A 5,532-nucleotide genomic window follows, 5' to 3' on the forward strand; every position below is an offset into this window, starting at 1 on the left:
TCCCGGTGCCGCGGAACGGCGCGTGCGGAGGGGCTTTGCGTCACCCGCGGCACCGGGAGGTGGGTGGCCGGCCCGGGAACGGACCGGGAACCGGGCCGGCCGGCCACCGGAGCCGGGCACTTGACGAGTGATCAGTGATGAGCCGCAGGGGGAGCGAAACCGGTTCCTGCCCGGGAGGGTTCGGCGAGCATTCCGGTGCGGGCGGGTGTGCGGCGGTGGAACCCTTCGGCACCCTCCGGGCAGCTCGGGGTGGGGATCCGTGTGTCAGCGCAGGGTCGGCACGGCGCCGCACTCGGCCCATTCGACCCGTACTCCGGGCAGGCCACGGCGCCACCTCTCGGCGATCCCGCCGAGCCGGGCCGCGTCCGGCGGAGTGCGGCCGAGGCCGATCGCGAAGCGCGCGAGGTCCTGCCCGGCCTCGAACGGGCGTGGCCACGCGTGGAGTTGAGCCGTCCCGGCCTCTTCGAGCTCGGTGAGCAGGGCCCGTATCCGGCCCCGGACGCGGCCCAGGGTGTCCTCGAACTCCGCGGTGCCGTGCGCGCGTACGGTCAGTACCGCCCAGGCCGCGTGCCGGCGGTGCAGGGGCGGCGGCGCCGTCAGCGCGGGCCAGGGGTCCGTGCCGGCCGCCGCCGTCTCCAGGATGTCCCAGGCCCGGTAGAGCTCCTGGACCAGGAGGTCCCGGAAACACACGCCGACTTGAGCGGTGCAGCTGCGGACCGGATCGGTCGGGGTCATCACGGTCATCGCCCCCGGTTCTCCGCCGGGGGCGGCGGCCGTGAGGCCGGCCGGCCGTGCCCAGTCCCAGGCGGCCCAGGAACCGAAGAACTGCCGCAGCAGGTCGTCCCCCTCCAGACCGCCGGCCTCGTACGTCGTACGGGCCGCCAGCACGGACCAGGCCAGGCCCGGCACACCGCCGAACGGGGCGGAGTCGAGACCGCGCATCCTCGACCAGGCCTTCACCTGCCCGGCGAGGCGGGCGAAGCGTGCGTGTGCGCCGTCCACGGCGGCGAGCACGGCGTCCGCGTCGCTCACCGCGCTCAGGGCGGTCGCGGCCGCCTCCCCCAGCTCGGTGCGGCGGGCCACCGCCTCGGCGGGGGCGAGGTGCCCCGTGGGCACCACGCTCAGGTCGACGTCCAGCTCACCGGCGCGCAGCCGCAGGCCCGGCACTCGGGCGCCTGTGACGTACCGGACCCGGTCCGCGTCCGGCAGCGCCGCGGTCACCCGGGCGCGGACGTCCGCCATGTCGGGCCCGCCCGGCAGGGCCGCCACCAGGTCCAGGTCGGATCCGGGCAGGGCGCAGCCCATCCGGCGTGACCCGACGACGTGCACCACTCCGTCGGCCAGCGCCTCCGAGAGCCGCCGCAGGGTCCGGGCCGCCGGGGCGTCGAGGGTTCCGGTCTCCACGGCCGGCCCGGCGGCCGCGCTCGAGGACGGTCCCGCCGCCGTCCCGGCATCCGTCCCCGCCGGCGTCCCTGCGCTGCCGTTCTCCGTGTGCCACCGGATCTCGCCGGTTCCCAGCTCGACGGTGGCGCGCGGGCGCATCGGCTCCTCGCCGCGGCGGGAGAGCAGGACCAGTTCCCCGACCCGTGCCCTCGCCCCGCGGATGCTGTCGAGCCGGGCGGCCCAGTGCGCCTCGGCGGCCTGCGGGTCCCGGGTCCTGCCCAGGGTCAGATGCGGTGTCCAGCCCTCGGCGCGGCCCCGGCAGCGGGGGAACCTCGGCTCCAGTGCGCCGCGCAGCCGCGACCATGCCGTGCGTCCCGTCGCGGCGGGGTCGAGCCACACGGTTGCGTCCTCGCGGTGGCCGAAGGTGTGCACACCCTCCAGCCGCGCGGTGAAGGCCGGTGTCGCGGCCGCGACGCCTGCGAGGAGCGGGGCGGCCCGCTCGAACTCGGACTCCGGCACGAAGCCGAAGAGCAGATTCACGTGCGGCGGCCAGCGGTGGAACGCCGGGTCGTGCTCGCGTCGGACGTCCTGGATCGCGGGCCACAGTTCCTCCGGCGGTATCCACGCCACGGCCGTGCGGGCCGTGGGCGGGACGTCCAGGACCTCGGGGACGCCCGGGGTGCCGAGGACGCCCGTCGTACCCGGGAGGCCAGCCGGCCCGGGCCCGGTCTCCTGCGCCTCCAGGCGGAGTTCCGCCTCCACCCCGTAGTGGTCGGAGAGGAACAGCCCGTCCGCGAGGGGTGTGTCGCCGCGCAGTGCCGCCCCGCTCACGCGGGACCGGCCGGGGCGCAGCAGGATCCGGTCCAGCCGGGAGGCACGGCCGGACAGCGAGGAGACGGCGGCCAGCGGGTTGGCCGCGGGATCGAAGGTGGGGGTCCGGTCGCCGGGCCCGTGCGCCTGGGTCCATGCGTCCAGCAGCCCGAGGGTGGCGGCGGGGCCTTCGGGGCCGTCGTCGCCGTCGTTGAAGTCGCCCAGCAGGACCAGCTCGCCGTCGACGCCGGCCAGTCCCTCGGCGATGCGGGCGAGTTCCGCGCGCCGCCGGTCCCGGCCGTTGTCGGAGTGGTCGCTGCTGAGGTGGGTGGCGGCGACCACGAGCGGGCCCGCGGCCGTCTCCACGGTGACGGCGGTGAGTGCCTTGTGCGGGCCGAGCACGTGCAGTCCGGCCTCGCGTACGGGCAGCCGGCTGAGCAGCAGCAGTCCGCTGTCCGGGATCTCGTGCCCTGCCGGGTCGGAGCCGAGGGTGTAGCCGCCCCGCACCCATGGCGCGCGGAGCAGCAGGTCGACGAGCCCGGCCTCGACCTCCTGGAGTGCGATGACGTCGGCGTCGGCGTCCTCCAGGGCCGCGAGCAGCGACGGCCTGCGGCGTGCTGTGCCGATGAGGTCGCCGTCGTAGCGGTCCCACAGGGTGTTCCAGGTCAGCACGCGCAGACCGGCCGCCGTCCGTGCCGGCGCGGCGGCCCGCGGCCGCGGTCCCGGCGCGGGGCGCCACCCGGCCGCCGGGTCCCAGGCGTGCGGGGTCGTGGCCGTGAAGAGCGGTGCCCGCAGGCGGCGCCGCTCCGTCACGCGCCCGGCGTCCGAGGTGCCGACGCGGTCCAGGCCCGTGGCGCGGTCCCAGACCGTCTCGCCGTCCGCCTCGATGAACAGCACCCGGTGCCACGGGATGTCGCCTCCCGGTACGAAGGCGGGCAGCGGGACGCGCTTGGGCGCGGCCCCGCGCTGGGTGATGCCCATGACGAATCTGGCGGGGTCGAACCGCGGGTCCCAGCGGACCTGGTGGTAGATCTCGTCGCTGGTGCGCATCAGGAGTCCTCTCCGTCCAGGGTGCCGGCGACGTCGTCGACGGTGCCGTCGGCCCCGACGTACCAGGTGCGGTGTGCCTCGCCGGGGCTGGGCGGGGAGAACCGGCGCAGCTGGGCGTCGAGGGTCTCCGGCGGCACCGCGTGCGTCCGGCCGCTGTTGCGCCGCCTCAGTTCGTCCTCCTCGACCAGCACGACGGCGTGCGTGACCAGTGCGTCGCGGTGACCCGCCACGGTGTGCACCAGGGAACGCTGGTACCGGGTGAGGGAGGTGGCGTCCCACACCACTGTCGCGCCGCCGGCCAGGGCGGTGTCGAGGCGGTCGAGCCCTTGCCGCAGGACGTCCCCGTTCGCCCGCTGGTCCGCCCGGGAGCCCCGGGCCGAGCGCAGTTCGTCGAGGGACACGCGGACCCAGCCGGGCGGGAGTGTCCCCGCGAACGTGCTCTTTCCGCTGCCCGAGGGCCCGACCAGGTGCACCACCCGGGGAAACGTGCCCCCGCGCCATCGCCAGGTCGCCGCGACCGCCTCGCCGGCCGTGGTGATCCGGCCTCCGGCCCAGGCGCTGCGCGCCTCGGCCCAGCAGCGGTCGGCGGCGTCGCCGTCCAGGCCGCCGAGCGCGTCGCGCAGCGCGGCCCGCAGCGGCTCCAGGGGTGCTTCGCCGAGCAGCCCCGCGTCCTCGGCGTGCAGCGCGGACCAGTCGGCCTGCTCGCGTGCCGCGGCCGCCTCCTCGCCCGGTCGGCCGGCCAGGACGGCCCGGGCGACCGCGTGCAGCACGCCCAGGTCCGCCGCCGGCGCCAGTCCCGCCAGTCCGCGCCTGCGGTCCTCGTCGGGAAACGGCCGGTGCAGGAGGGTGTGGAGGCCGGCCAGGTCGGCGACGCGGCGCGCCTGCGCCATGCCGAGCGGTGCGATCAGCCGGGTGGCGAGCCCGGCGCGGTGGGTGCCGTGCAGCAGGGTGGCCAGGACGCCCGCCAGCCGGGCGTCCCCTGTCCTGCCCAGTGCGTCGAGCCGTGCGGACACGTCCGCCACGGCCTCGTCGGTGCCCTCGGTGTCCTGTGCGCCCATGCCCACGGCGGCCAGCAGGGAGGGCACTCCGGGGGCGGCGGCGCCGCGCACCGCCCACAGAGCGGCCGCCGGTCCCAGGCCGTTCTCCACGACGGCGGCGTGCATCCAGTGCGTGCCGGTCGTGACGTGTCCGGGGCGGACCCACTTGGCGACCCGCAGCCCGAAGTCCTCCTGACCGAAGCCCTCGGCGGTGCGCACGACGTATCCCTCCTGGCGCGCCGGGTCGGGTCGCAGCGCGCGCAGGGCCCGCTCGTCGAAGGTGCCGCGCCACAGCACCCGTGGGGCGGGGATTCCCAGCCGGCGCAGGAACCGGACACCGCGGTCCCAGTCCAGGCACCGTTCGCCGTCCCAGACGGAGAACCCGTAGAACCAGCTCTCCAGGTCCGTGTAGGCGATCGAGTGCCTGGCGTAGAGGTTCTCGCCGCACACCCGCCATCCCGGCGGGATCGCGGCGCCGATCCGGCCCTGCAGGCCCTTGACCCAGGCGCGCGAGGGGTGGTGCCCGGAGTCCGGCGAGCGGGCGTGCAGTCCGTCGGAGTAGAGGGTCGTGTTCTCGCCGTCGAGCTTCTCGGTGACCACGACCTCGCGCCCGGCCAGCCCCGTCAGGTCACCGGCGCGCACGTCGTCCGACGCAGCTCCCGGCGACCAGGGCAGGTGCGGTGTGCGGGGGTAGTGCGTCCGCATGTTCCCGCTCCTCGCTGCTGTCGCCGATGTCGCGATTGGTCACTGTAGGAGCCGGTACACGGGCCGATCCAGCGAATAACCGCCGGTGAGCGGCCGTGGCCCGGCGTCGTCCCGGTGCTGTTACCCACTTTCGGGCGAGGGCCCCGGTGGCGCGCGGGGTGGCGCCCGGGGTGGCGTTCCGCGTCGTCGCGACGCGCAGGCGCGGCGAACACCGGGTCCGTGTACTGGGCACCGGGTATCCGTCGGTACGCGGAGGAATCGCGTGCCCCCTACAAGCGAGCGTTACGGATATGTCCGCATCAAGTAACACGAATCGCGCCCTCCGCATGCACCCCGGACCGGTCGGCAGGGTGAGGCCGTCCGGCCACCGCGCCGGGCAGACCCGCACGATCGCGGCGCGCCCCGGAGCACCGGGGTGCGGCGCACCGACTTGAGGGAGCCTCATGTCCGCATTGCCCACGGCACACCGCATGACCGCGTCGGCCCTGGCCGCCTGCGCCCTGGTGGCCACGGCCGCCCTGCCGGCGTCCGCCGACCACCGCCACCC

Annotated in this window: 2 protein-coding genes; both read right to left on the reverse strand. The window is 76.2% G+C overall.

Annotated features, from left to right (window positions below):
• Nucleotides 1-264: 264 nt before the first annotated feature.
• The gene (locus GUY61_RS33860; protein ID WP_166634149.1) at nucleotides 265-3,243 is read right to left on the reverse strand and encodes a poly(A) polymerase; all 2,979 of its coding nucleotides are present in this window, start codon (nucleotides 3,241-3,243) and stop codon (nucleotides 265-267) included.
• A complete protein-coding gene (locus tag GUY61_RS33865) occupies nucleotides 3,243-4,985 on the reverse strand; it encodes an RNA ligase family protein (RefSeq protein ID WP_166634150.1) in 1,743 nt (580 codons plus the stop codon). Before GUY61_RS33865 ends, GUY61_RS33860 begins: the two co-directional genes overlap by 1 nt.
• Between the last annotated feature and the right edge of the window lie 547 nt (nucleotides 4,986-5,532).

This window comes from Streptomyces sp. GC420, assembly GCF_009916105.1.
GTDB lineage: Bacteria > Actinomycetota > Actinomycetes > Streptomycetales > Streptomycetaceae > Streptomyces.

What these genes read in the sequence shown, in the direction of transcription:
- GUY61_RS33860 (WP_166634149.1), bottom strand. Translation starts at nt 3,243, where the DNA reads ATGCGCACCAGCGACGAGATCTACCACCAGGTCCGCTGGGACCCGCGG.
- GUY61_RS33865 (WP_166634150.1), bottom strand. Translation starts at nt 4,985, where the DNA reads ATGCGGACGCACTACCCCCGCACACCGCACCTGCCCTGGTCGCCGGGA.